Here is a 20,031-nt window from a genome sequence, read left to right on the forward strand (position 1 = left end):
GGGGAGAGGGGGAGAGGGGGAAATCGTTTCTCTTCCATCTTCCTTTTTCCATCTTCCTTCTTCCATCTTCCTGATGACGTTAGACGTTCGCTCGGGGGGACAGCACTAATGACTAATGACTAATGACTAATGACTAATGACTAATGACTAATGACTAATGACTTCTTTTGTGACTAAATGTTACAAACAAAGAAGCAAAAGTTAACTCAGGAGAATCCGCCTTGGTACTCTACAGCCCGAAAGTTGAACCCAGCCAGCAGCAAAACCTTTCCCCCATCGGTGGTTTTGCGGGGCGGCACATTGGCCCGACAGGAAGCGAAATCCAGCAAATGCTGGATGTTTTGGGTATTTCCAGCCTCGATGAGTTGATTGACAAAACTGTTCCAGCGGCGATTCGCATGAATCAACCCCTGCAACTTCCCGCAGCGCAAAGCGAGTACGCTGCTTTGGCAGAATTGAAAGAAATTGCTGCAAAAAATCAGATATTTCGATCGTACATCGGCACAGGATATCACGACTGCATCACACCGCCGGTCATCCAGCGGAATATCCTGGAAAATCCCGGCTGGTATACAGCTTACACTCCCTACCAAGCCGAAATTGCCCAAGGACGATTGGAAGCTTTGCTGAATTTCCAAACGATGATAATCGACCTCACGGGTTTGGAAATTGCTAACGCTTCCTTGCTGGATGAGGGGACTGCGGCGGCGGAAGCGATGGCGGTGAGTTACGGCGCTAGCAAAAAGGGGGCGAAAGCATTTTTTGTTTCCCGAGATTGTCACCCTCAAACTCTGGAAGTGGTGCAAACTCGCGCTAAACCGCTGGGAATTGAGGTTATTGTGGGCGACCATCAAAGCTTTGAGTTCGATCGTACAATCTTCGGCGCGCTCCTGCAATACCCAGCAACAGACGGCACAATTTACGACTATAGGGATTTTATTCGATCGGCACACCAAGCCGGCGCATTAGTCACAGTCGCCGCCGACATTTTAAGCCTTTGCTTGCTTACGCCCCCCGGCGAATTCGGCGCTGACATCGCCGTAGGAAGCACCCAGCGCTTCGGAGTACCGATGGGATTCGGAGGGCCCCACGCAGCCTATTTCGCCACAAAAGAAGAGTTTAAACGGCAAGTTCCGGGGCGAATTGTCGGGGTTTCTAAAGATGCTAACGGCAAATCTGCTTTGCGTTTGGCTTTGCAAACTCGCGAACAGCACATCCGCCGCGAAAAAGCAACTAGCAATATTTGTACTGCTCAAGTTTTGCTGGCAGTGATGGCGAGTATGTATGCTGTTTATCACGGCCCGTCTGGACTCAGAGACATTGCCGAGAAAGTATGGAGTTTAACTGCACTTTTGGCATCCGGTTTAAGAAGTTTCGGATACAAAATTGGTTCTCAACCTTTCTTCGATACTCTGCGAGTAGAATTGGGAGACAAACCGTTGTCAGAACTTCTAGCAACTGCCCAACTTCGCAACATTAATCTTCGAGTTTTTGATGAGGCGACAGTCGGAATCACTTTAGATGAAACTGTGACTGTTGAAGATGTGCAAGATTTATGGGAAATTTTCGGACAGCATAAGGATTATATCAGGGTCGAGGGGGAGAACGCTCTCAACATTCCGCTGGATGCAGACGCATTAAATTCCTATTTGACTTTACCAGATTTTTGCGATCGCACAACCAGCTATCTCACCCATCCAGTTTTCAACAGCTACCATTCCGAAACCGAACTTTTGCGGTACTTGCACCGTTTAGAAACCAAGGATTTATCGCTAAACACATCAATGATTCCCTTGGGCTCCTGCACGATGAAATTGAACGCAACAGCCGAGATGCTGCCGGTAACTTGGGCCGAATTTGGCAAGATTCATCCCTTTGCGCCCCGCAATCAAACTCGCGGCTATCAAATGATGTTCGTGCAACTCGAACAGTGGCTGGCAGAAATCACCGGTTTTGCGGGAATTTCCTTGCAACCAAACGCCGGTTCCCAAGGCGAATACGCGGGATTGTTAGTCCTTCGCCAATACCACGAACACCGAGGAGAATCTCACCGCAATATCTGTTTAATTCCCCAGTCAGCCCACGGGACAAATCCGGCTAGCGCGGTAATGGCGGGGATGAAAGTAGTTGCTGTCGAGTGCGACTCTCAGGGGAATATTGATGTCGCCGACTTGCAAAAAAAAGCCGAGAAACACAAAAATGAACTGGCTGCTTTGATGGTGACATATCCATCTACCCACGGCGTATTTGAGTCAGAAATTAAAGAGATTTGCGAGATTGTCCACAACTGCGGCGGACAAGTTTATATGGACGGCGCAAATATGAATGCTCAAGTTGGTTTGTGCCGCCCCGGTGATTTTGGTGCTGATGTTTGTCACTTAAATTTGCATAAAACTTTCTGCATTCCTCACGGCGGCGGCGGCCCTGGCATGGGGCCGATTGGAGTTATGCCTCATTTGGTTTCTTTCTTACCTGATGTTTCGGGAGAACCCAACCCAGAGAAAGATAGCAATTCTATAGGTGCTGTTTCGGCGGCGCCTTGGGGAAGTGCTAGCATTTTGACTATTTCTTGGATGTACATTCGGATGATGGGAGGAGTCGGTTTAACTGAGGCGACAAAAGTTGCAATTCTTAATGCTAATTACATGGCGCATCGGTTAGAATCCTATTATCCGGTTTTGTACAAAGGGAAATCGGGTTTAGTGGCGCACGAGTGTATTCTGGATTTGCGCCTTCTCAAAAAATCTGCTGCTATCGAAGTTGATGATATCGCTAAACGGTTGATGGATTACGGCTATCACGCGCCGACAGTTTCTTGGCCTGTCGCGGGTACGGTAATGGTGGAACCGACGGAGAGCGAATCAAAACAGGAATTAGATTGTTTCTGCGATGCGATGATTGCGATTCGAGGCGAAATTGCGGAGATTGAAAAAGGTAATGTGGATTCGCAAAATAATCTGTTGAAAAATGCGCCGCATACTGCAGAATCTCTGATGGTTGATGAGTGGAACCGTCCTTATACTCGCGCGCAAGCTGCTTATCCGACGGCTGGGACTCGCGAATATAAGTTTTGGCCGGCGGTGGGCCGGATAGATAATGCTTTTGGCGATCGTAATTTTGTGTGTTCTTGTTTGCCAATGGAGGCTTACACTGAAGGTTAAATAACTTAGTATGGTGCGTCAGAGGCTGTTATTTGTGAATAAATTGACTGCTAATTTCTGACACAGCCTATTAACTAATGCCTGGTTGCTGTAGGGGGCGGGTTCACAATAATATTTGTCAGTCAACGACAATCTAAATAAACCCGCCCCCATCACTATCAATATCTCCCGAATTCGGAATTAATAGATAATCCGGTGGACGGCTGTGGGTTGAGAAATATCTAGATTTTTCAATTGATATCAAATCCGGTAGCATTGGAATTATATAGTGCGAGCATCCCCGAAGAGCGATCGACTTCGCTCTTCGGAGACGCTCGCACTATCAATGATTGAAATATATAATTCCGATGCTATCAGAAACGATATAAAATATTGATGAACCAGCCCAGATGGATATCATAAATCATCGAAACTTATGAACAAAAATTATCCCAATCGATTGAATTACGGCGGGGGTTGATCCTAATCTATGTCAATTAAAGACAATCTAAATAAACAGGCCCTATTTGTTATTATTAGGGGCATTTAAGGAACAATTAAAATTTAAAAAATCTTCAATTACTAAGTAAAACAAAAAATGAATAAACGATTTTGGTTGCGATCGCCCTCCAACAAACTAGGTTGGATTATCCTACTATTATTAGGCGTTTTGGCTGCTTTGGCAACGATCGCCACCGCAGTTTACTTCAAAAGCGCGATCGCCCAAACAGCAAATCTCACCTTATCTGTAGACGTTACAGCCGATCGCCATTCCATCAGTCCCGACATCTACGGTATGAATGATTATGCGATCGATCCGGCCCTCGCCCAAGAGTTGCGAATTCCGGTGGAACGCTGGGGGGCTAATCACACCAGCCGCTATAACTGGTTAGTCGATTCTTCCAACAGCGGCGATGACTTCTTTTTCGTGGGTGGCGGCGACAATAAAAATCCTGTTCCCGGCGATTCGATCGATAAAATTGTCAAAACCAACCGCAAAAACGGCAGCAAAAGCATCGTCACTATCCCGATAATTGGCTATGTAAATAAATTGAGCATCTGGAATTGCGGCTTTCGAGTATCCAAATACGGCGCGCAAGAAAAAACCAATCCTTATATTTTTCCAGAAGGCGACAAGTGCGGTAACGGAAAGCGTCCAGATGGCAGTTTAATAACTGATAATAATCGCCTTGATGTTAGTATTGTTAGCGATGCTGCTTTCCAGAAAGCTTGGGTTCAACATTTAGTTAACACCCACGGTACTGCTGAATCGGGCGGCGTGCAAATTTATCAAATGGACAACGAACCTAGCGGCTGGGGAAACACTCACCGCGATGTTCATCCAGAAGCGACGAGTTATGACGAATTGCGCGATCGCACTTACCAATATGCGTCAATGGTAAAGGCCACAGATCCCACCGCTAAGGTACTCGGCCCGTCGGATTTTGGCTGGCCTGTTTATGTGGATTCGGGAGTAAAGGGCGATCGCGAAAAACACGGCGGTGTCTGGTTTGGGCGGTGGTACTTGCAGCAAATGCGCGCCTACGAACAGCAAAAAGGTGTTCGCATCCTCGACTATTTTGACGAACACTACTATCCTGTCGTCGATGACCTCTGTTTGGCGAATTGTCCCGCCGGTGATGCTAAGACGCAAGCAGCCCGGTTGCGATCGACTCGTTCTCTGTGGGACAGCACTTATACTGATGAAAGTTGGATTGGTAAATCGAATCCGCCGCTAACAATTATTCCCCGGTTTAGAGACTGGATAAAGCAAGATTATCCAGGTACAAAACTTGCAATTACTGAATACAATTGGGGCGGTTTGGAGTCGATGAACGGCGCGTTAACTCAAGCCGACATCCTGGGGATTTTTGGGCGAGAACAACTCGATTTAGCGACGCTGTGGGGGCCTCCGAAGTCTTCTGAACCGGGTTCCTATGCCTTCCGCACGTACCTGAATTATGACGGGAAGGGCAGCAAGTACGGGGATACTTGGGTGCGATCGCACAGCACAGACCAGGAACTTTTGTCAATCTACGGATCGCAACGCACTAACGACGGTGCTTTGACGCTGGTAATTATTAACAAAACTAGCCAAAAGTTGACTAGCAACTTAAGTTTGAAAGGATTTAAATCGGCGGGTAAAGCTCAAGTTTACACTTACAGCGAGGCAAATTTGCGGGCGATCGTCCGTCAGAGCGATTTAGCTGTCAGCGGTACTGAATTCAAGGCAAATTATCCCGCTAATTCTATCACTTTGGTTGCTATTCCCAAGGAAAAAGCTTAGTCATATTGTTTTCGCTTGCATCGGAATGATTTAACCACAGAGTACACAGAGTACACAGAGGGAGAAAATATATATCTGAATCATTCCGATGCTAGGGGATTTGATATCAGTTGTCAAATCCCCTAGCATTGGAATTTTGACTGTGGCGACTAATCCCCGCTAATCTCCACCAACCTTTCACCTGTTCTCAAAAGTTCCAGCGCATCTAACAACGTTGCACTGAGAATCTCTCGCAACCGATCGTTTGATGTATTGCCACACGTCAACCAAATAATTTGTGGGGGGGAATCAAGACGATCGACTAAATCAACAAAATCACTGTCTTTAGTCATCAAAATAACTCCCTGCGCTTTGGCTGCCTCGAAAATCTCAGGATCTTCAGCATCTCTCAGTCCAATGTCGCGCAAGGCTACCGCTGCTACTCCTAGTGTATTAGTCATCCAGGTTGCGATCGCAGGTGACAGATGTGCATCTACCCAGATCGTCATGCAACCAATACTGGATGATTAAGTTTACGTGAGGCGTACAAAAGAGATGCTTTGAGGTCGTCTATTTCCAGATCGGGCATTTCTGCGAGAATTTGTTCCGCACTCAAACCAGCCGCAAATAAGTCTAGTACATCTGATACCCGAATTCTCATGCCGCGAATACAGGGACGACCGCTACACTGTCTGGGATTAATTGTGATTCTTGCAAGTAGTTCCAACATTCAAGTTAGTGATGGTAAAAACTTATATAGCGGTTCGATCGCGTGGTGAGGTATGCCCGGTTTGGTTTATCCCGGATAGTACCTCATAGGAGATCTCGAAAGGCTGTATTCAGTATATCAGATTAAGCATCGACCATCCAAGCAATACACTTTTGCATTTGATTGCTCATCATTTTTCGATCGGCATTATGTCGGCGGCCGTGTCCCGGCAACACCCATTCAAACGAGTAATTAGCCAAGTTTTGCATAGATTTGATTTGTTCCGGCCAAGAATACCAACAGACGTGGGGAAAGGCAATTAGCTGCTGCAAATTTTCCGACCAAGCCAGATGATCGCCGCTAAACAAAAACTTATTATTGTAAAGCAAAACTGTGTGAGCTTTCGTGTGGCCGGGAGCAGGTAGAATCAACAAATCATCGGCTAATTGATACGGTTCGCTGCCTGATAATTGAATTTCTACACTCCGAGTATCCGCGTTAATTTCATCAGTATGAAGAATGCGATCGCACCCAAAACGATCGCGGTATTGTTGATGGTCTGCTACATCGTCGCGGTGAGTCAAGTACAGATAGCGAATGCCGCCCATTGCTTCGATATTTTTGACTAGCGGTGGCGCAAAACGGGGAGAATCAACTAAAATGTTTCCTTCAGGGCGGACAATTAAATAGCTAGCCGCGCCGAAGGATTTCTCCGAATGGTAGCCGCAGTGGTAAACATTTTCTGCTACTAACGCGGGCAAATTTTGCTGAACTTCTTTGATGTTTTTCGGTTTTTCAAGAGTGCCGATCGAACTTGTGGGACAAGACAAAAGAGCGGCGAGACTTCGCATTTCTGCCGTTTCGTTTGTCGGTTGCTGGTAAACCGCCGACTTTTCTCCCGCTTGAGTAAATACTTCCGGTGCCATCCAGCGACAAGTATCGCAGTTTATGCAGGTACTGTCTACATAAAAATTACCGCTGATATTTTCGGGGCGGCGCAAATTTATATTAGCCATTTTTTTACCTTTTGAAAAATTGAAAATGTTAGTTCACGCTAACATCTTCTACCATTTTACATTTCTTAGTGGGGACTTGGGGCGCAACCAAGCAAGCGTATGCAAGTCCGCACGCGCGATGGAACCGTTTTGTTATGGTAATCGATCGGACGGGCTCTGATATTCTTTCCGTTTGCATCGGAATCATAATTTTCTGAGGGTGGAGTTCTGTCCGCTGCAGACAGCACTGCGGTATTATTTGGCTCTAACTGGATTTGATCTAAATGGTCGATCGCCCATTCAATCCAACTAACCGCCGGAATTCCACTTAGTCACCTGATTCATTCGAGACAAAGCACTTTCAGCAGACTCACGAATATAGGGATCGGCATCGGGATTGGCCGCCGTCGCCTCCAAAACCTCCTGGGCTTTTGTGCCTCCGATTGTCGCCAAGGAACCTGTTATCGCCACAGCTAAGGCAATATTTTCAGTATTCTCGATCGTCTCGATCAAGATATCCAACGCCGCTGTACCAATTTGTCCCAGCGCCATTACCGAGGAGATATAAACCACCGGATTCGGATCGCTTAGTGCTTTTTGCAGCCCTTGCAATCCTAATTCTGGAAAAGTTAGATCGGGATAGTTGACAGCGATCGCCGTTAATGCTTTTGCACAACTCGCCTGAATCGTGGCATTCTTGCTATTGAGCAGAGAATCTACCAGCAACGGCACAGCATCGTTACCGATTATCCCCAAAACTTGCACTGCCGATCGGCGATAAACAACATCTTCCTCGTCCAAAATTCCCATCAACTGCCCAATAGTCGTTTCGTCGCGAGTTTCAGCTATTTCGCTGATTGCGCGTTTCCGCAGGTGCGGATTTGGATGCTTTAACTGTTGGAAAAGTTCTTCTTTCGGCATTTTAGTCATTAGTCATTAGTCAGTAGTCAGTAGTCATTAGTCATTAGTCATTAGTCAGTCAACAGTTAACAGTCAACAATCAAAAGTTAACAGTTAACAGTCAACAGTCAACAGTCAACAACCTTAAATTATTATACTCTAGATATTAAACTCGCTGCTTTTGCCCGCAGCAGCAAATCCTCATCCTCCGCTAAAATCTCGCGGCCGCTGTTGTCTCCTAATTTTTGCAATGCCATCAAACTAGCATATTTCAAATCCCAAATTCTAGTTTCCAGACCAACTTTTAGTTCAGCAATAGCGCGTTTGTCACCGATTTCGCCGAGGGCGAAAGCTGCGGCGGCGCGGGATTTTTGAAACTGCGGTTCTCGATTGTGCAGCGCTTCTACGAGTAAATCGAAGGCAGGGGCGTACTTGAGCCAACCCAGCAGTTTCATGACGTGATAGTGCGCGCCGTAATCGTTGTATGCTGATTTTGCATAAGTTGCGAGTAAGGCATCCGGTGCTTCATCTTTGTAGGATTCTAGGATGGTTTTGGTTGCCAGATAACAGCGTCCGAAATCGGTTTCGTAGAGTTCATTAATTGCAAATTCGAGGCTTGGTAGTTGGTCGTATTCGTGTACTAAATCGAGATCGTCGGGCCGATCGCCAATTATGCGATCGAGAATCGGTTCAATTTCGGCAAAAGCAATCTCTCCAGCAGGAATCCCCACACTCGCCAGCATCCGCACGGCCCGCAGGCGAAACACCAAAGACACGGGACAGCGGGAAATCTCAGGAATTGCTTTGTAATATTTGGCGTCTATTAAATCTTGAATGCTGCTGCGGCGATCGTTAACATTACTGCTTTGCAGCAACTCTACCACGCGAGCCATTTGCGAGTAATCTCCCGAAAAGCGGCAGATTGTGGTGATTGCCGCACCTTGAATCATCCCATCTTTATCCTCTACAAATTTGTTGAGGCGCGAGATTGCTGCTGTGTAATTTAATTTTGCCAAAGCGTGGATGATGACCCGATAGCTTTGACCTGGTTTGTCGAGCAATTTGGCAATATCTTCTAAGATATCGGGATTGTCTGTGCCGATTTCGCCGATCGCCCAAACTGCATTTTCTACCACGTAACAGTCATCATCGCCCAAGCAAGCATGGAGAGATGTGAGTGCAGATTTTGCCTGCAAGCGCCCCAAGGTTTCTGCTGCTTTGCGGCGAACTGAGCGATTGTCAAGACCATCGTCGGTATTTTCCACGGCTACAATCAGGGCGGCGATCGACTTTTCTGTGGAAAAATTTACTAAATGAGAAGCTGCAATGTAGCGATCGTAAGGGTCATCTAGTTTTTGGGCCGGCGTTTCCAAAATGGCGATCGCCTGTTCTTCTGTCAGATTAAATAAATTAAAAAAACGCTTATCCACTTACCAATTACCAATAACTAACAGTACGATACCACCAAAAACACCGATACACAAATTATTTTTTTAATACCTTTTTATCACCAATAACTAATAACCAATAACCAATAACTGAGGGCGGGCACGCACCATCCACCGCCCCTACCAACCAATAACCAATAACCAATAACCAATAACCAATAACCAATAACCAATAACCAATAACCAATAACTAATAACCAATAACCAATAACTAATAACCAATAACCAATAACCAATAACTAACAACTAATGACTAATAACTAATGACTGATGACTCTTAAAGTTAAGGGACTCTTAGCACGACACTAAACCCGATTTAGGCTTTTGCAGCGTCCCAAGAGTCCCCCACAACCGATCGAACTTATGTCCAACCTAGCCGTGAATTAAGCGATCGAGCTTTCTAGGAAAGAGAGTTGATCGTGTAGTCGAGGAGAGCGCGGAACTCTACCAAGGCTTGAGGAGACATATCGCGAGGAGCGCAAGCGCGATCGCGAGTGTACACCAAAGCAGCAACGTAAGGAGCTGTAGGCAAGTTCAAGGCGCGGTAAACTTCGCGTTGACCAGCAATACCCCATTCATCAAGAGGGCCGGTGCCGCCAACTACCAAGCAGTAGTTGATCAAGCGCAGGTAGTGCTTGATGTCGCGCATGCACTTGTCTTTTTTGACTTGAGTTTCGTTGGCTTCGCCAGCGTTGTTCAAGTAAGGATATTTTTTGATGCAAGCATCGTAGCCTTCTTTAGCAACTGCGTCGATTCCAGCAGCCAGCTTTTCAGCAGCTTCTAAACGAGCAGCAGCGCGTTGAATGCTTCCTTGAACCGATTCCAAGTCAGAAGAGGAGGGGAAACGCCCCGCCGCATCAGCAGCCGTAACTACTGTGGTGATTACTGATTTCATGTTCTGAGATCTCCAGAAATAGATTTTTGACAGTTTGTTTCAATTCAACTGGCCGCAGAGCCAGTAACTATTGGTCTGCTTGAATTAGCTCAGAGCAGAAGCAACGCGATCGAAGTAGCTAGCAGCTTCAGATGCCAAAGAGGAGCAGTCGCCATCGATGGTTTCCATTTTGCGGAAGCGATTGCCAGCTTGAGCTTCTGTGTTGGTGCTATTGATGTGAGCAACAGAGCTAGCTTTCATGATTTGAACTGCACGAACTGCGGAGCCAGAAGGCACGCCCAGAGCGATGTAGGTTTCTTTCAAACCATTCAAGCAACGATCGTCCAAAACGGAAGCATCACCAGCCAACAAAGCGTAGCTGATGTAACGCAGGATGATTTCGCCGTCGCGCAAGCAAGCAGCCATGCGGCGGTTCGGGTAGCAATTGCCACCGGCTTGAATCAAACCTTGGTTTTCGCAGACCATGCCGGCGATGGCATCAGAAACTATGCAGCTAGCGTTGCTAGCGATCGCGTTTACTGCATCCAAGCGCTTGTTGCCTTCAGCAATAAAGCTTCTTAGTGAAGTAAGTTCAGCGCCACCAATAGTACCGGTTTTGGCATCTGCCGTGATTACGGCTCTGGAAAATGCGTCTAGCATTGAGCTCTCCTTCTGAATAAAAGGTAAAAATCTTGTTATTTAACAAGTCGATTTAGAACATAAAAGACAACGGGCCTCCCAGTCTCATTTATTAGAAACAAAGTAATAATCTGTAACATTCTGCTATAGGGGACACAGGGCGCGGATCATCCTACCAGGGGAGGATTTACGCAAAAAACGCGGTTTCTCCGAGAGATGCTTGAGGCCCAAAGCGGGTGTTTGAGTCCGCCTGCGTCCACTCAGACTGCTTGGGAGGATTTCTGGGGGAAGCTGCGAGACAGTTGCCGATCCTCGGCTCATCTCAATTCCGGTTGCACTCATACATGACTGTTGACTGTTGACTGTTGACTGTTGACTCGATTTTATTATTGCGATGCAACCGGAAACGATATCACGGGTAACAATTATGTCTGGTCGATCGAGCTCCTCGATCTCGCCCGTGAGTTGATCGCCCTCGCGGATGAGTTTTGCTCAGTTTTCTGCCACAGTGCCTTCCAAAGCCGCAGCAACCACCCTGTAATGCTCATCCCGCTGCAGTTCCGAGAGCAATTCTTTAGCTTGGGAGTCTTGAGTGCCATAAAGGGCGATCGCCGCCCGCCACCGATTCCGCCAATATGAATCTCGCGCCATAGTTGTTAGCAAACTTAAAGCCTCATCCTTCAAAGGAGACTTTAAGACTTGTTTGAGAGCCAGAATACCAGCTTCTCGAACAGTTTGCGTTTCATCATCAAGGGCTGCTATTGCTACCGCCAACAATACATCAAAGTGACTGGTTTCTACTAATAAAGAAAGCACCGTTTGACGAACCAACCAGTTATCATTACTCTCAAATAATTGTTGAATCACAGGAATTGCTGGCTCGCCAAAGTCAAAAATAGAATTAGCTGCCTCAGCGACTACATTACTATCTGACTCTTCTTGAATAATCTTTTGCAAAGCAGCAAAAGCAGCTTCATTTCGGTGATTTCCCAAGCCCATCACAGCAAGAAGGCGCAGTGTAAAATTTTCCTCTTCACCTAGCTTTTGGAGAATTGGGACGGCGATATCAGCGGGACATTCTGCTAATTCGTCTAAGGCGGCTTTACGGATGTTCAGTGCGGGCGCGCGGAGGTTGGTTTCAATTTCAGGAATGCGATTTTTGTTCACTTTTTTAGTTGATTTCTTTTAGAAGACTCGGCGATTAAAATCGCTGCTATCCAAACAAAACCAGCCTCTGCGGGTTGAAGAATGCGCGGTTTGACTTGCAAGGCGGTTTTAACCGCCGTCCGACCTCAGAATATCTATTCCCAATCATCAGCCTCCGACTGTTTTTTAATCTGAGAAATCGCCAACTGAATCACCCGCCTTACCTGCGCTTCCGATTCATTAACAAGTGCAGTTTCCAACGGTTCCAAAAGAACAGAAAACTCTGGCGGATCTTCGCTCGTGCCAATTTTCATCAATGCTAGAGCCGCCGCTTTTCTACTTTCCCAACTCCCATGGTGCAGCAACTCGACGAGGTTGGGAATAGCGGGTTTGTAAGCAGCATTTGCTAAAGCTGATGCTGCTTCGATTCGCACTGTTTCAGCAGCATCTGTGAGAGCATTAACTAACAGGTTGAATGCAGCTTCTTCGGGTTCTTCTTGAGCGATTTTGGCGATCGCCCCTAGGACAGCAGCCCGCACCTCAACCGAATCCGACGCGATTTCCCGATACAAATATTTTTTTGCCTTCGAGCCAATAAAAGCCAAAGCCCAAGCCGCGTGTCCCTTAGTATTTTCAGAATGTTGTGGCGAAGCTAAAACTTCCAACAAATGCGGCACAGACGGTTCGCCCAACTGAGCGAGGGCTGCCGCCGCCGAACCGTGGACAACAGTATCATCATCGTGCAAAAAAGCCTCTAACAGCGCCGGAAGGGCGACGGGATCGCCAATCAGAGTCAGCGTTTTAGCACTTGCTCTGCGGACGACAGGGTTGGGGTGGTGTGCTAGAGCTTCCACCAAAAAAGGAGTTGCTGGTTTGCCAATTGAGCCGAGGGTTTCGGCAAAATTCAGCCGCATCATTCCCCGCGAATCTCCCATACATTCGACCATCTTTTTGAGAAGTTCGCTATCGTTGGGATTGAAAGTTTGGAGAGATATTTGTTCCCTCACCGTTTGCAGCAAAGCGTCACTTTCTGCCGGATCGATCGCTATTTGAATGTTAGTCATGGGATTTGAGATGTTAAATTTTAGATTTTAGATTGATGTAATTCCTATCGAATTTAGCATCAGCGAGATTTGCACCTCTGAACGAAGTGTCCTGAGCCTTTCTAATCTCTCCAACAATAGCAGAAAAAGACACAAACGACCACCAAAAATATAGCAGCGACACCAAACCGAAACACGTACCCCAAAACAGTTTGTGAGTGTTCAGAAAAGTGCTAGCAGTGGCAGAAAACAAAAAAGCTGCTCCGTAAGTCGCAACACTTCGGGCCGCTACGATCGCCACCTTAGCAAATTGGCGGCGAATCCTGGAATTCACAAAAAACATTAACACCCCGCCGATCGCCATTCCAGCAAGAGCAGCCTGAGAATTATTATTAGTTGCAGTCCCAGCATAGAAAAATCCCAACAAAGCCCCTGATAGAATAGCAGAAATTGTCCCCGCAAATCTACCGATTTTTGAGGTTGGTGGCTGTGTGCGGGCGATCGCCCCAGCCAACCCAGCAACGCTCAAAACCCCATACAGCAAAAGCACAAAAGGCCAACTGCGAGAACCCAATACCTGTCCTTGGGTTCCTAAAATCAGTCTAGTCACAACATCGCCCACAACCAAACAAATCGCGATCGCCCCAGCACTCAAAACAGCAATCTGTCGCCCAGAAACCCCAATCTTCGCACCAATAAAATTAGCACCCACCAACTGAGCATTTCTAAAATTGCAGCCACGAACATCCGCACCGCCAAAATCAGCACCATTAAGAACTTGTCCTTGGAACGATCGATTTCGCAAAACCTGATTGCTAAAATTATTGACATCCGAATAACTCATATTTCTCTTCTCTTCCCTCTCTTCTCTTCTCTTCCTTCGCGTCCTTAGCGTCTTCGCGGTTCGTTAAAAAATCTCCCTCACCAAATGAAAATAAATTTTCCGCTCACAATAAAACACATTTCACACATTCTCGGTTTCGGAATATTACTCGCACCAATACTAATCTATAACATTCCCTACTTTTCACGTCCAGCACAAACAAACGAAGCCCGATCGCTCTTTCAAGGAATAGCCTACCGCAGGGAATTCCGCTCAAATCCGCGTCCCGTCATGATTCACATTGTTAGCATCGACCTCAAAGCCCCAGGAATAGGAATTTTTGTCACCCCCGGAACTCCAACAGCCGATTTAACAGAAACCAACGCCCGCACCGCTACTGAATTTCTCAAAGAATTTAAATTGCAACTAGCAGTCAATGCCAATTTTTTTTATCCCTGCATTGAGAAAGCACCTTGGGATTATTATCCCCGCAGAGGCGATCGAGTCAATAACGTCGGACACGCCATTAGCAAAAGCCAAGCTTATTCTCAACCAGATTCAAACTTTCCCGCCCTTTGTTTTGACACCCAAAACCGCGCTCAAATAGTCGAAAACGGCAATTGTCCTGCGGGAACAGCCTATGGAATTGCGGGAGATACTTTGCTGGTAAAAAAAAGCAAAATAGTAGCACAAAGTCAGGAAGAAAACAAACAAGATCAACTCTATCCCCGTGCAGTTGCGGCGATCGACCTCACAGGCAAAAAGTTGTGGTTAATTGTGGTAGACGGCAAGCAGAGGCTTTACAGCGAAGGGCTGAAGTTGAGCGAAATCACAGAGATTTCGATGCAGTTGGGAGCCGATACAGTGCTGAATTTGGACGGTGGTGGTTCGGTAACATTGGCAGTAGCATCGCCATCAGGAGCAAAACTGTTGAATGCTCCCATTCAGAATAAAATTCCCATGCAGGAACGTCCAATTTCTAATCATTTAGGGTTTTATGCGCGGGAAAATTAGGGTTGCAAATTGCGGTTTCTCTCCAGCTAATTGTATGGTACGTAATGCGCGCCATACAATTAGCTAATGTTCAGTTTTTAACTAAACTGGCTCATTTTCGCAATCAAATGGTCGAAATAAAAAGCTAATTTTGCTGCATCGCCCGCATCGCACCGCTTCAAACTAGCAGCCTTAATTCCTTGCAAACCTATCACCATTGCAGGCAAAGGAACGCCCAATTCTTGATATAATAAATTCATGTTGTGCAGCCCTTTGTCGCTGGTAAATTCTGGCGTATTTCCCGCAATTCCATAGGTAATGCAGCGCAGAAAATGCCAGAAATCTCGCCAACAAGCCTCCGCCCTAGCTGGCGGATAAAGGTCGCCTCCGGGTTCAGAAATATTTGGATATGCCGCTAAAACTTGTTCCCTGGCTTCCGATACAATATCCGCCGCACTGTCGCGCAGGAATTTTACAGTATTAATTAATGTTGGTTCGGATGAGTTAAGTTGCTGCAAATCTTCATCGGTGAGATAGCGCCCTGTGTCGTCAGCAGCTTGAATCAGTTGGATTTCTGCGGGAGAATGGGAATTTTCCCAGGTGGCTAAGTTGACTATTCGGGCTTTCGGGATTAATTCTTTGGCTTTTTCGCTTAATTGGAGAGTCATAGATCAATAGATGGTGGATAATTACTAGGAGAAGGCCTATTGAAATTTTACCAGAAGGGCGATCGGCATTATCTCAAATGAACCTAAATCAGGAGTAGCATAATTGCATATTGTTTAAGAATACCGGGCTGTTGAAACCGCGTTTATACAAACAAAAGCAATGCCAAGCGGGTGGAAAAATGGGCGGTAAAAATTAGGTTGTTTTCTCTTAGTCCGCTTGGCTCGGACATTGTTTCACGCTTACGCAGTTTCAACCGCCGTATTATTATCTTGGGGTTGCGATCGCAAATTGGCTAGCGCCCCGTCGATATAAACTATCTCTGGGTGATTTTCCAACTGCTTCATCACTGCTTGCTTGGGCATTTTTACCTTTTTAGCCATTTCCAAGGTATCGTCGATCAGCCGTTGGCGGTATTGCTCCAACTCAGCAATTACTTCCTGAACGTCTTCTGGTGTTGAAGTTTCAGCCTCTAAATTTGCAGACATAATCTAATAACTGAATTTTTTATAATTTTCCCAAAATCCGGCAAGAATTGTTAAAATTGTCAAGAAAAGTAACAAAAATATATTTAAATTGGCTCATGGAAATTAGCGAAATCGAAGCAGCGCTGGAAAGTTCGGATTCTAAAGACAGGCTGCGGGCGATAACGGCTTTGAGAAAGTGCGATGCTGCGGTGGCGCTGCCGGTGTTGCTGACGAAGGTGGACGATCCTGAGTTCATGGTACGATCGTTCGTGGCGATGGGATTGCGCCAGAGTAAAACTGCGGAATCTTTCGCGGCGCTGTTAAAAATGATGCAGTTCGATCGCGATCCGAACGTGCGAGCAGAAGCCGCTAACTCTGTGTCAATGTTTGGCACCGAGGCAATTCCTCACTTAGTGGAGGCCTTTCGCCGCGATGACAATTGGCTCGTCCGCCGCAGTATCATGGCTCCCATGTACGAAATGCAGTGTCCTGATGCCATATTAGAAATTTGTACGATCGGTCTAGCGGGCGAAGATATACCAGTGCAGGATGTGGCGATGGACGGATTGGGCATCCTGGCAAATACGGAGAAAGCAGAAGAAGCATTGCAGCAATTGTTACCTCTAGTGAGCGCCGAATACTGGGAAACTCGGATGCGAGTTGCGCGGGTGCTGAGAAAATTTGACAATCCTCAAGCTCGCGCTGCTGTGAGCTATTTGGCAAAAGATCCCGATCTTCGCGTGGTAGGTGCGACTTTGGAAACTTCGCTTTAAAAGCGCTGGTTTTGAAATCTACAAGCCCGTCGCACTTCATACCCGCCCTGAGATTAGCCCGATCGCCCTTCATAATGTTACGGATTGTTACTTTGTTTTTAATAAACGAGACGTGAGCCGACGGCATCATTTACGATCGCAAGAGTTTTGCCATCCGAGTTAATTCGCCATGTACCAGCCTTTTCGGGAATACCTAGAGCAAGAGCTGTTTCAAAGGTTTGATTTGCAAAGTCGCCCCATTCCCTCCGGGTTGGAAGTCAATGTCAGCGAGCGCGGCAAAACCCCAGCTAAAATCCGCAGTTGGTGTTACGAATGCCCGCAATTGCGAAAAATTCGCTACACTTACATCGATGCAGGTGAAGCAGCTCAAGTTTTTAATTGCGTGATTTATCCCAATCACAATTACGATTTGCCTCTGTTGGGAATTGACCTCTTGTCTTTTGGCAAGAAGAAAATTTTAGTAGTTCTCGACTTTCAGCCACTATTTAGAGATGAAGCTTATATAGCAAAATACGTTCAACCTCTACAATCGCTCCGCGACAAGTATGACGATTTGGCACAAAATTTAGAAATGAAATTTTATGACGCCAATCAGTATTTTTCAAAATACTTGCTGTTCGCCAAAACTGATGCGGAAACTGTAGAAAATCGGGTATATCCAGCTTATAAAGACTATTTGGATTTGTACTGGAAAATGCTGTCGTCCGCACAACCGCTGACTGACCAAGAAGATATCCAGCGCATCGTTAAAGCTCAAAAAGATTACGACCAGTACAGCGCAGACAGAGACCCGGCTTCGGGCTTGTTTAGCAGTTATTTTGGTCACGAATGGGCAGAAAAATTTCTTTACGAATTTTTGTTTGAAGATGCTGTGCCTTTAGCTGTCGCCGCTGGCACGCGATGACCGCTGAATTTACATGGATTTTTCCAACAAAGTTCGATCGTTCGGACTTCAGTCCTTAAAGTCAAGGTTTAAAAGGGACTAAAGTCCTGACTGCGAACCTCGAAAGAAGGACTAAAGTCCTGACTGCGAACCTCGGAAGAAAAACTAAAGCCCTTACTACGAACCTGTTGATTGAAGAAGTCTAATCTAAAATCTAAAATCTAAAATCTAAAATCGATATGACTCTTTATCAACCTTTTTTAGATACGGCGATCGCTCTGATGAAAAATCGGTTAGACTTACAGTCTTACCCGATTCCAGAAGGGTTTGAACTTAAGGAAGCTACTGTCGGTAAAGGGAAAAATCAAGAAGAAATCGTAACTACCAGTTATGCTTTTTCATCGCCGAAACTGCGGCAAATTCGCGCGGCTCACGTCCAAGGCGGCAACAGCTTGCAAGTTCTGAATTTTGTGATTTTCCCGCATCTTAACTATGATTTGCCGTTTTTTGGCGCGGATTTGGTAACGCTTCCGGGCGGTCATTTAATTGCTCTGGATATGCAGCCTTTGTTTGGCGGGGATGCTGACTACGAGGCTAAGTATACTGCGCCGATCGCGCAAATGTTTCAAGCTCATCAACCGCACCTTCCCTGGGGCGGAGATTTTCCAGAAGAAGCCAAACAGTTTTTCTCGCCGGCGTTTCTGTGGACTCGCCCCAAGGAAACGGAAGTTGTGGAAACTCGGGTTTTTGCAGCATTCAAAGACTATCTCGCTGCTTATTTGGATTTGGTCGATCGCGCCGAACCCGTGACAGATAGCGCAAAGTTAGATAGTATCTTACAAGCTCAACTGCGCTACCTGCGGTATCGTGCCGAAAAAGACCCCGCCCGGGGAATGTTTAAACGGTTCTACGGCGAGGAATGGACGGAAGAGTACATTCATGGCTTTTTGTTCGATTTGGAACGGAAGCTGCCACAAGCTGCCACAATTGGTAAGTAATATCAAATCTGTTAGCATCGGAATAGTAAATTCACTGTTGACTGTTGACTGTTAACCGTTAACAGTTAACAGTCAACAGTTAACATCATTCCGGTGCAACCGGAATTGATATAACAAGAATTAATTTTAAGAGATGTTTCAGCCACTACACTAATAAGTGTAGATTGGCATGAGGAAAATGCCAATGGTCAAAAAAAATCGCAATGTAGTTAGTTCCAATTCAGAAAGCAAAGTCAAAGTCGGACTTTCGCTGACTCCTTCTAGTGCCGATAGATTGAATACGATCGCTCGCAAGCTGGGAATATCGAGGTCAGAACTGCTAGAACGCTTGGCAAAAGGCGCTTTAGATATTTCTAAGGACAAAAGTGAAGTTAGTATCACTTGGAAAAAAGATGAAGAAGGTGCGATCGATACTGCTGACTTAGCAGAGGAAACAGCCGAAGAAAGCCAAATTAATGAGGCTGTAACTGCAGAAACTCTATCGCCCAAGGTAAGCATACAGCCGAATCCGCTGCAAGAAAGTTACGACGCTTTGCAGCAACAGTTGAGCGAAAAAGAAAACGCCCTGGCATCTTTGCAGCAGCAATTAGCTGAAAAACAAAATCTAGAACAGCAATTGCAGGAAACTGTGTCGAAGTCGAGTTACGACACTTTGCAGCAACAGTTGAGCGAAAAAGAAAACGCCCTGGCATCTTTGCAGCAGGAATTAGCCTCCAAGCAAAATCTCGAAAGTCAATTGCCGGAAACTGTGTCGAAGTCGAGTTACGAAACTTTGCAGCAACAGTTGAGCGAAAAAGAAAACGCCCTGGCATCTTTGCAGCAGGAATTAGCAGCCTCCAAGCAAAATGTCGAAAGTCAATTGCCGGAAACTGTGTCGAAGTCGAGTTACGAAACTTTGCAGCAACAGTTGAGCGAAAAAGAAAACGCCCTGGCATCTTTGCAACAGGAATTAGCCTCCAAGCAAAATCTAGAACAGCAATTGCAGGAAACTGTGTCGAAGTCGAGTTACGAAGCTTTGCAGCATAAGTTGGCAGAAACGTCAAGTGCGATCGACAACTTCCAAGCTCAACTGACCAAGTTGCCATATCTAGAAAATCAATTGAGCCAGAGTGCTGCCAAACAGCGAAATTACGACGCTTTGCAGCAACAGTCTCAAGAACAGATCAGAACCATCAAAGCTTTACGGGAACAGCTAGGTCAAATGCAGGCTGTGGCTGGGATTGGTGAAGCTTATCTCAACAAGTGGCGCCGCCCTTAATTCTCCGATA

20 protein-coding genes are annotated in these 20,031 nt (G+C 46.1%); 7 read left to right on the top strand and 13 right to left on the bottom strand.

Features of this window, described 5'->3' with window-relative positions:
• The first annotated feature begins 221 nt into the window (after nucleotides 1-221).
• Together gcvP and IQ263_RS20120 are read left to right on the top strand one after the other, a co-directional pair.
• Nucleotides 222-3,161: an aminomethyl-transferring glycine dehydrogenase gene (gcvP, locus tag IQ263_RS20115; protein WP_194069653.1), complete on the top strand. Its 2,940-nt coding sequence runs from the start codon at nucleotides 222-224 to the stop codon at nucleotides 3,159-3,161.
• A 577-nt stretch (nucleotides 3,162-3,738) separates the two neighbouring features.
• Nucleotides 3,739-5,427, top strand: coding sequence for a glycoside hydrolase family 44 protein (locus tag IQ263_RS20120; protein ID WP_194069655.1), 1,689 nt, complete (start codon nucleotides 3,739-3,741; stop codon nucleotides 5,425-5,427).
• A gap of 149 nt (nucleotides 5,428-5,576) precedes the next feature.
• Here the strand turns inward: IQ263_RS20120 and IQ263_RS20125 are convergent, their stop codons facing one another.
• The 11 genes from IQ263_RS20125 to IQ263_RS20175 all read right to left on the bottom strand — a co-directional run bounded on the left by IQ263_RS20125 (nucleotide 5,577) and on the right by IQ263_RS20175 (nucleotide 14,004).
• Complete coding sequence (locus IQ263_RS20125; RefSeq protein WP_194069657.1) at nucleotides 5,577-5,915, bottom strand: DUF5615 family PIN-like protein; 339 nt, start codon at nucleotides 5,913-5,915, stop codon at nucleotides 5,577-5,579.
• Nucleotides 5,912-6,136, bottom strand: coding sequence for a DUF433 domain-containing protein (locus tag IQ263_RS20130; protein ID WP_194069659.1), 225 nt, complete (start codon nucleotides 6,134-6,136; stop codon nucleotides 5,912-5,914). Before IQ263_RS20130 ends, IQ263_RS20125 begins: the two co-directional genes overlap by 4 nt.
• 122 nt (nucleotides 6,137-6,258) lie before the next feature.
• A complete protein-coding gene (locus tag IQ263_RS20135) occupies nucleotides 6,259-7,131 on the bottom strand; it encodes an MBL fold metallo-hydrolase (protein WP_194069661.1) in 873 nt (290 codons plus the stop codon).
• 288 nt (nucleotides 7,132-7,419) lie between these two features.
• Nucleotides 7,420-8,040, bottom strand: a complete 621-nt coding sequence (locus IQ263_RS20140; RefSeq protein WP_228050214.1) for a HEAT repeat domain-containing protein — start codon at nucleotides 8,038-8,040, stop codon at nucleotides 7,420-7,422.
• Between the two features lie 122 nt (nucleotides 8,041-8,162).
• Nucleotides 8,163-9,440 (bottom strand): C-phycoerythrin alpha-cysteine-82 phycoerythrobilin lyase CpeY, encoded by a 1,278-nt coding sequence (cpeY, locus tag IQ263_RS20145; protein ID WP_194069663.1) that lies wholly within the window; start codon nucleotides 9,438-9,440, stop codon nucleotides 8,163-8,165.
• 418 nt (nucleotides 9,441-9,858) lie between these two features.
• Nucleotides 9,859-10,353, bottom strand: a complete 495-nt coding sequence (gene cpeA, locus IQ263_RS20150) for a C-phycoerythrin subunit alpha (protein ID WP_194012005.1) — start codon at nucleotides 10,351-10,353, stop codon at nucleotides 9,859-9,861.
• 84 nt (nucleotides 10,354-10,437) lie between these two features.
• Nucleotides 10,438-10,992 carry a phycoerythrin subunit beta gene (gene cpeB, locus IQ263_RS20155; protein ID WP_194069665.1) on the bottom strand — a complete coding sequence of 185 codons (555 nt, stop codon included), beginning with the start codon at nucleotides 10,990-10,992 and terminating at the stop codon, nucleotides 10,438-10,440.
• Nucleotides 10,993-11,115: 123 nt separating this feature from the next.
• Nucleotides 11,116-11,313, bottom strand: coding sequence for a hypothetical protein (locus tag IQ263_RS20160; RefSeq protein WP_194069667.1), 198 nt, complete (start codon nucleotides 11,311-11,313; stop codon nucleotides 11,116-11,118).
• A 150-nt stretch (nucleotides 11,314-11,463) separates the two neighbouring features.
• Complete coding sequence (locus IQ263_RS20165) at nucleotides 11,464-12,138, bottom strand: HEAT repeat domain-containing protein (RefSeq protein WP_194069669.1); 675 nt, start codon at nucleotides 12,136-12,138, stop codon at nucleotides 11,464-11,466.
• Between the two features lie 134 nt (nucleotides 12,139-12,272).
• Nucleotides 12,273-13,181: a HEAT repeat domain-containing protein gene (locus IQ263_RS20170; protein ID WP_194069671.1), complete on the bottom strand. Its 909-nt coding sequence runs from the start codon at nucleotides 13,179-13,181 to the stop codon at nucleotides 12,273-12,275.
• A gap of 13 nt (nucleotides 13,182-13,194) precedes the next feature.
• The gene (locus IQ263_RS20175) at nucleotides 13,195-14,004 is read right to left on the bottom strand and encodes a pentapeptide repeat-containing protein (protein WP_194069673.1); all 810 of its coding nucleotides are present in this window, start codon (nucleotides 14,002-14,004) and stop codon (nucleotides 13,195-13,197) included.
• 84 nt (nucleotides 14,005-14,088) lie between these two features.
• On the opposite strand from IQ263_RS20175, the gene IQ263_RS20180 reads away from it, so the two are divergent.
• Nucleotides 14,089-14,997 carry a phosphodiester glycosidase family protein gene (locus IQ263_RS20180; protein WP_228050215.1) on the top strand — a complete coding sequence of 303 codons (909 nt, stop codon included), beginning with the start codon at nucleotides 14,089-14,091 and terminating at the stop codon, nucleotides 14,995-14,997.
• A 77-nt stretch (nucleotides 14,998-15,074) separates the two neighbouring features.
• Here the strand turns inward: IQ263_RS20180 and IQ263_RS20185 are convergent, their stop codons facing one another.
• The gene (locus IQ263_RS20185) at nucleotides 15,075-15,644 is read right to left on the bottom strand and encodes a globin family protein (protein ID WP_194012011.1); all 570 of its coding nucleotides are present in this window, start codon (nucleotides 15,642-15,644) and stop codon (nucleotides 15,075-15,077) included.
• Nucleotides 15,645-15,884: 240 nt separating this feature from the next.
• On the bottom strand, nucleotides 15,885-16,130 hold the full coding sequence (locus IQ263_RS20190; protein WP_194012012.1) for an acetyltransferase: 246 nt from the start codon (nucleotides 16,128-16,130) through the stop codon (nucleotides 15,885-15,887).
• A 95-nt stretch (nucleotides 16,131-16,225) separates the two neighbouring features.
• Here IQ263_RS20190 and IQ263_RS20195 point away from each other — a divergent pair, with 95 nt between their 5' ends.
• The 4 genes from IQ263_RS20195 (at nucleotide 16,226) to IQ263_RS20210 (ending at nucleotide 20,021) form a co-directional block, all read left to right on the top strand.
• Nucleotides 16,226-16,882, top strand: a complete 657-nt coding sequence (locus IQ263_RS20195; protein ID WP_194069675.1) for a HEAT repeat domain-containing protein — start codon at nucleotides 16,226-16,228, stop codon at nucleotides 16,880-16,882.
• 169 nt (nucleotides 16,883-17,051) lie between these two features.
• Nucleotides 17,052-17,786, top strand: coding sequence for a 15,16-dihydrobiliverdin:ferredoxin oxidoreductase (locus IQ263_RS20200; protein ID WP_194069677.1), 735 nt, complete (start codon nucleotides 17,052-17,054; stop codon nucleotides 17,784-17,786).
• Between the two features lie 218 nt (nucleotides 17,787-18,004).
• On the top strand, nucleotides 18,005-18,763 hold the full coding sequence (locus tag IQ263_RS20205) for a phycoerythrobilin:ferredoxin oxidoreductase (RefSeq protein WP_194012015.1): 759 nt from the start codon (nucleotides 18,005-18,007) through the stop codon (nucleotides 18,761-18,763).
• Nucleotides 18,764-18,947: 184 nt separating this feature from the next.
• Entirely contained in the window at nucleotides 18,948-20,021 is a 1,074-nt protein-coding gene (locus tag IQ263_RS20210; RefSeq protein WP_194069679.1) for a coiled-coil domain-containing protein, read from the top strand.
• The last annotated feature ends 10 nt before the right edge of the window (nucleotides 20,022-20,031 follow it).

The sequence above is a fragment of the Tychonema sp. LEGE 06208 genome, from assembly GCF_015207505.1.
Classification (GTDB): domain Bacteria; phylum Cyanobacteriota; class Cyanobacteriia; order Cyanobacteriales; family Microcoleaceae; genus Microcoleus.

Excerpts from the sequence above, each read along its gene's own strand:
- IQ263_RS20120 (WP_194069655.1), top strand. The coding sequence starts at position 3,739 with ATGAATAAACGATTTTGGTTGCGATCGCCCTCCAACAAACTAGGTTGG.
- IQ263_RS20125 (WP_194069657.1), bottom strand. The coding sequence starts at position 5,915 with ATGACGATCTGGGTAGATGCACATCTGTCACCTGCGATCGCAACCTGG.
- IQ263_RS20130 (WP_194069659.1), bottom strand. The coding sequence starts at position 6,136 with ATGTTGGAACTACTTGCAAGAATCACAATTAATCCCAGACAGTGTAGC.
- IQ263_RS20135 (WP_194069661.1), bottom strand. The coding sequence starts at position 7,131 with ATGGCTAATATAAATTTGCGCCGCCCCGAAAATATCAGCGGTAATTTT.
- IQ263_RS20140 (WP_228050214.1), bottom strand. The coding sequence starts at position 8,040 with ATGACTAAAATGCCGAAAGAAGAACTTTTCCAACAGTTAAAGCATCCA.
- cpeA (WP_194012005.1), bottom strand. The coding sequence starts at position 10,353 with ATGAAATCAGTAATCACCACAGTAGTTACGGCTGCTGATGCGGCGGGG.
- cpeB (WP_194069665.1), bottom strand. The coding sequence starts at position 10,992 with ATGCTAGACGCATTTTCCAGAGCCGTAATCACGGCAGATGCCAAAACC.
- IQ263_RS20160 (WP_194069667.1), bottom strand. The coding sequence starts at position 11,313 with ATGAGTGCAACCGGAATTGAGATGAGCCGAGGATCGGCAACTGTCTCG.
- IQ263_RS20170 (WP_194069671.1), bottom strand. The coding sequence starts at position 13,181 with ATGACTAACATTCAAATAGCGATCGATCCGGCAGAAAGTGACGCTTTG.
- IQ263_RS20175 (WP_194069673.1), bottom strand. The coding sequence starts at position 14,004 with ATGAGTTATTCGGATGTCAATAATTTTAGCAATCAGGTTTTGCGAAAT.
- IQ263_RS20180 (WP_228050215.1), top strand. The coding sequence starts at position 14,089 with ATGAAAATAAATTTTCCGCTCACAATAAAACACATTTCACACATTCTC.
- IQ263_RS20185 (WP_194012011.1), bottom strand. The coding sequence starts at position 15,644 with ATGACTCTCCAATTAAGCGAAAAAGCCAAAGAATTAATCCCGAAAGCC.
- IQ263_RS20190 (WP_194012012.1), bottom strand. The coding sequence starts at position 16,130 with ATGTCTGCAAATTTAGAGGCTGAAACTTCAACACCAGAAGACGTTCAG.
- IQ263_RS20195 (WP_194069675.1), top strand. The coding sequence starts at position 16,226 with ATGGAAATTAGCGAAATCGAAGCAGCGCTGGAAAGTTCGGATTCTAAA.
- IQ263_RS20200 (WP_194069677.1), top strand. The coding sequence starts at position 17,052 with ATGTACCAGCCTTTTCGGGAATACCTAGAGCAAGAGCTGTTTCAAAGG.
- IQ263_RS20205 (WP_194012015.1), top strand. The coding sequence starts at position 18,005 with ATGACTCTTTATCAACCTTTTTTAGATACGGCGATCGCTCTGATGAAA.
- IQ263_RS20210 (WP_194069679.1), top strand. The coding sequence starts at position 18,948 with ATGGTCAAAAAAAATCGCAATGTAGTTAGTTCCAATTCAGAAAGCAAA.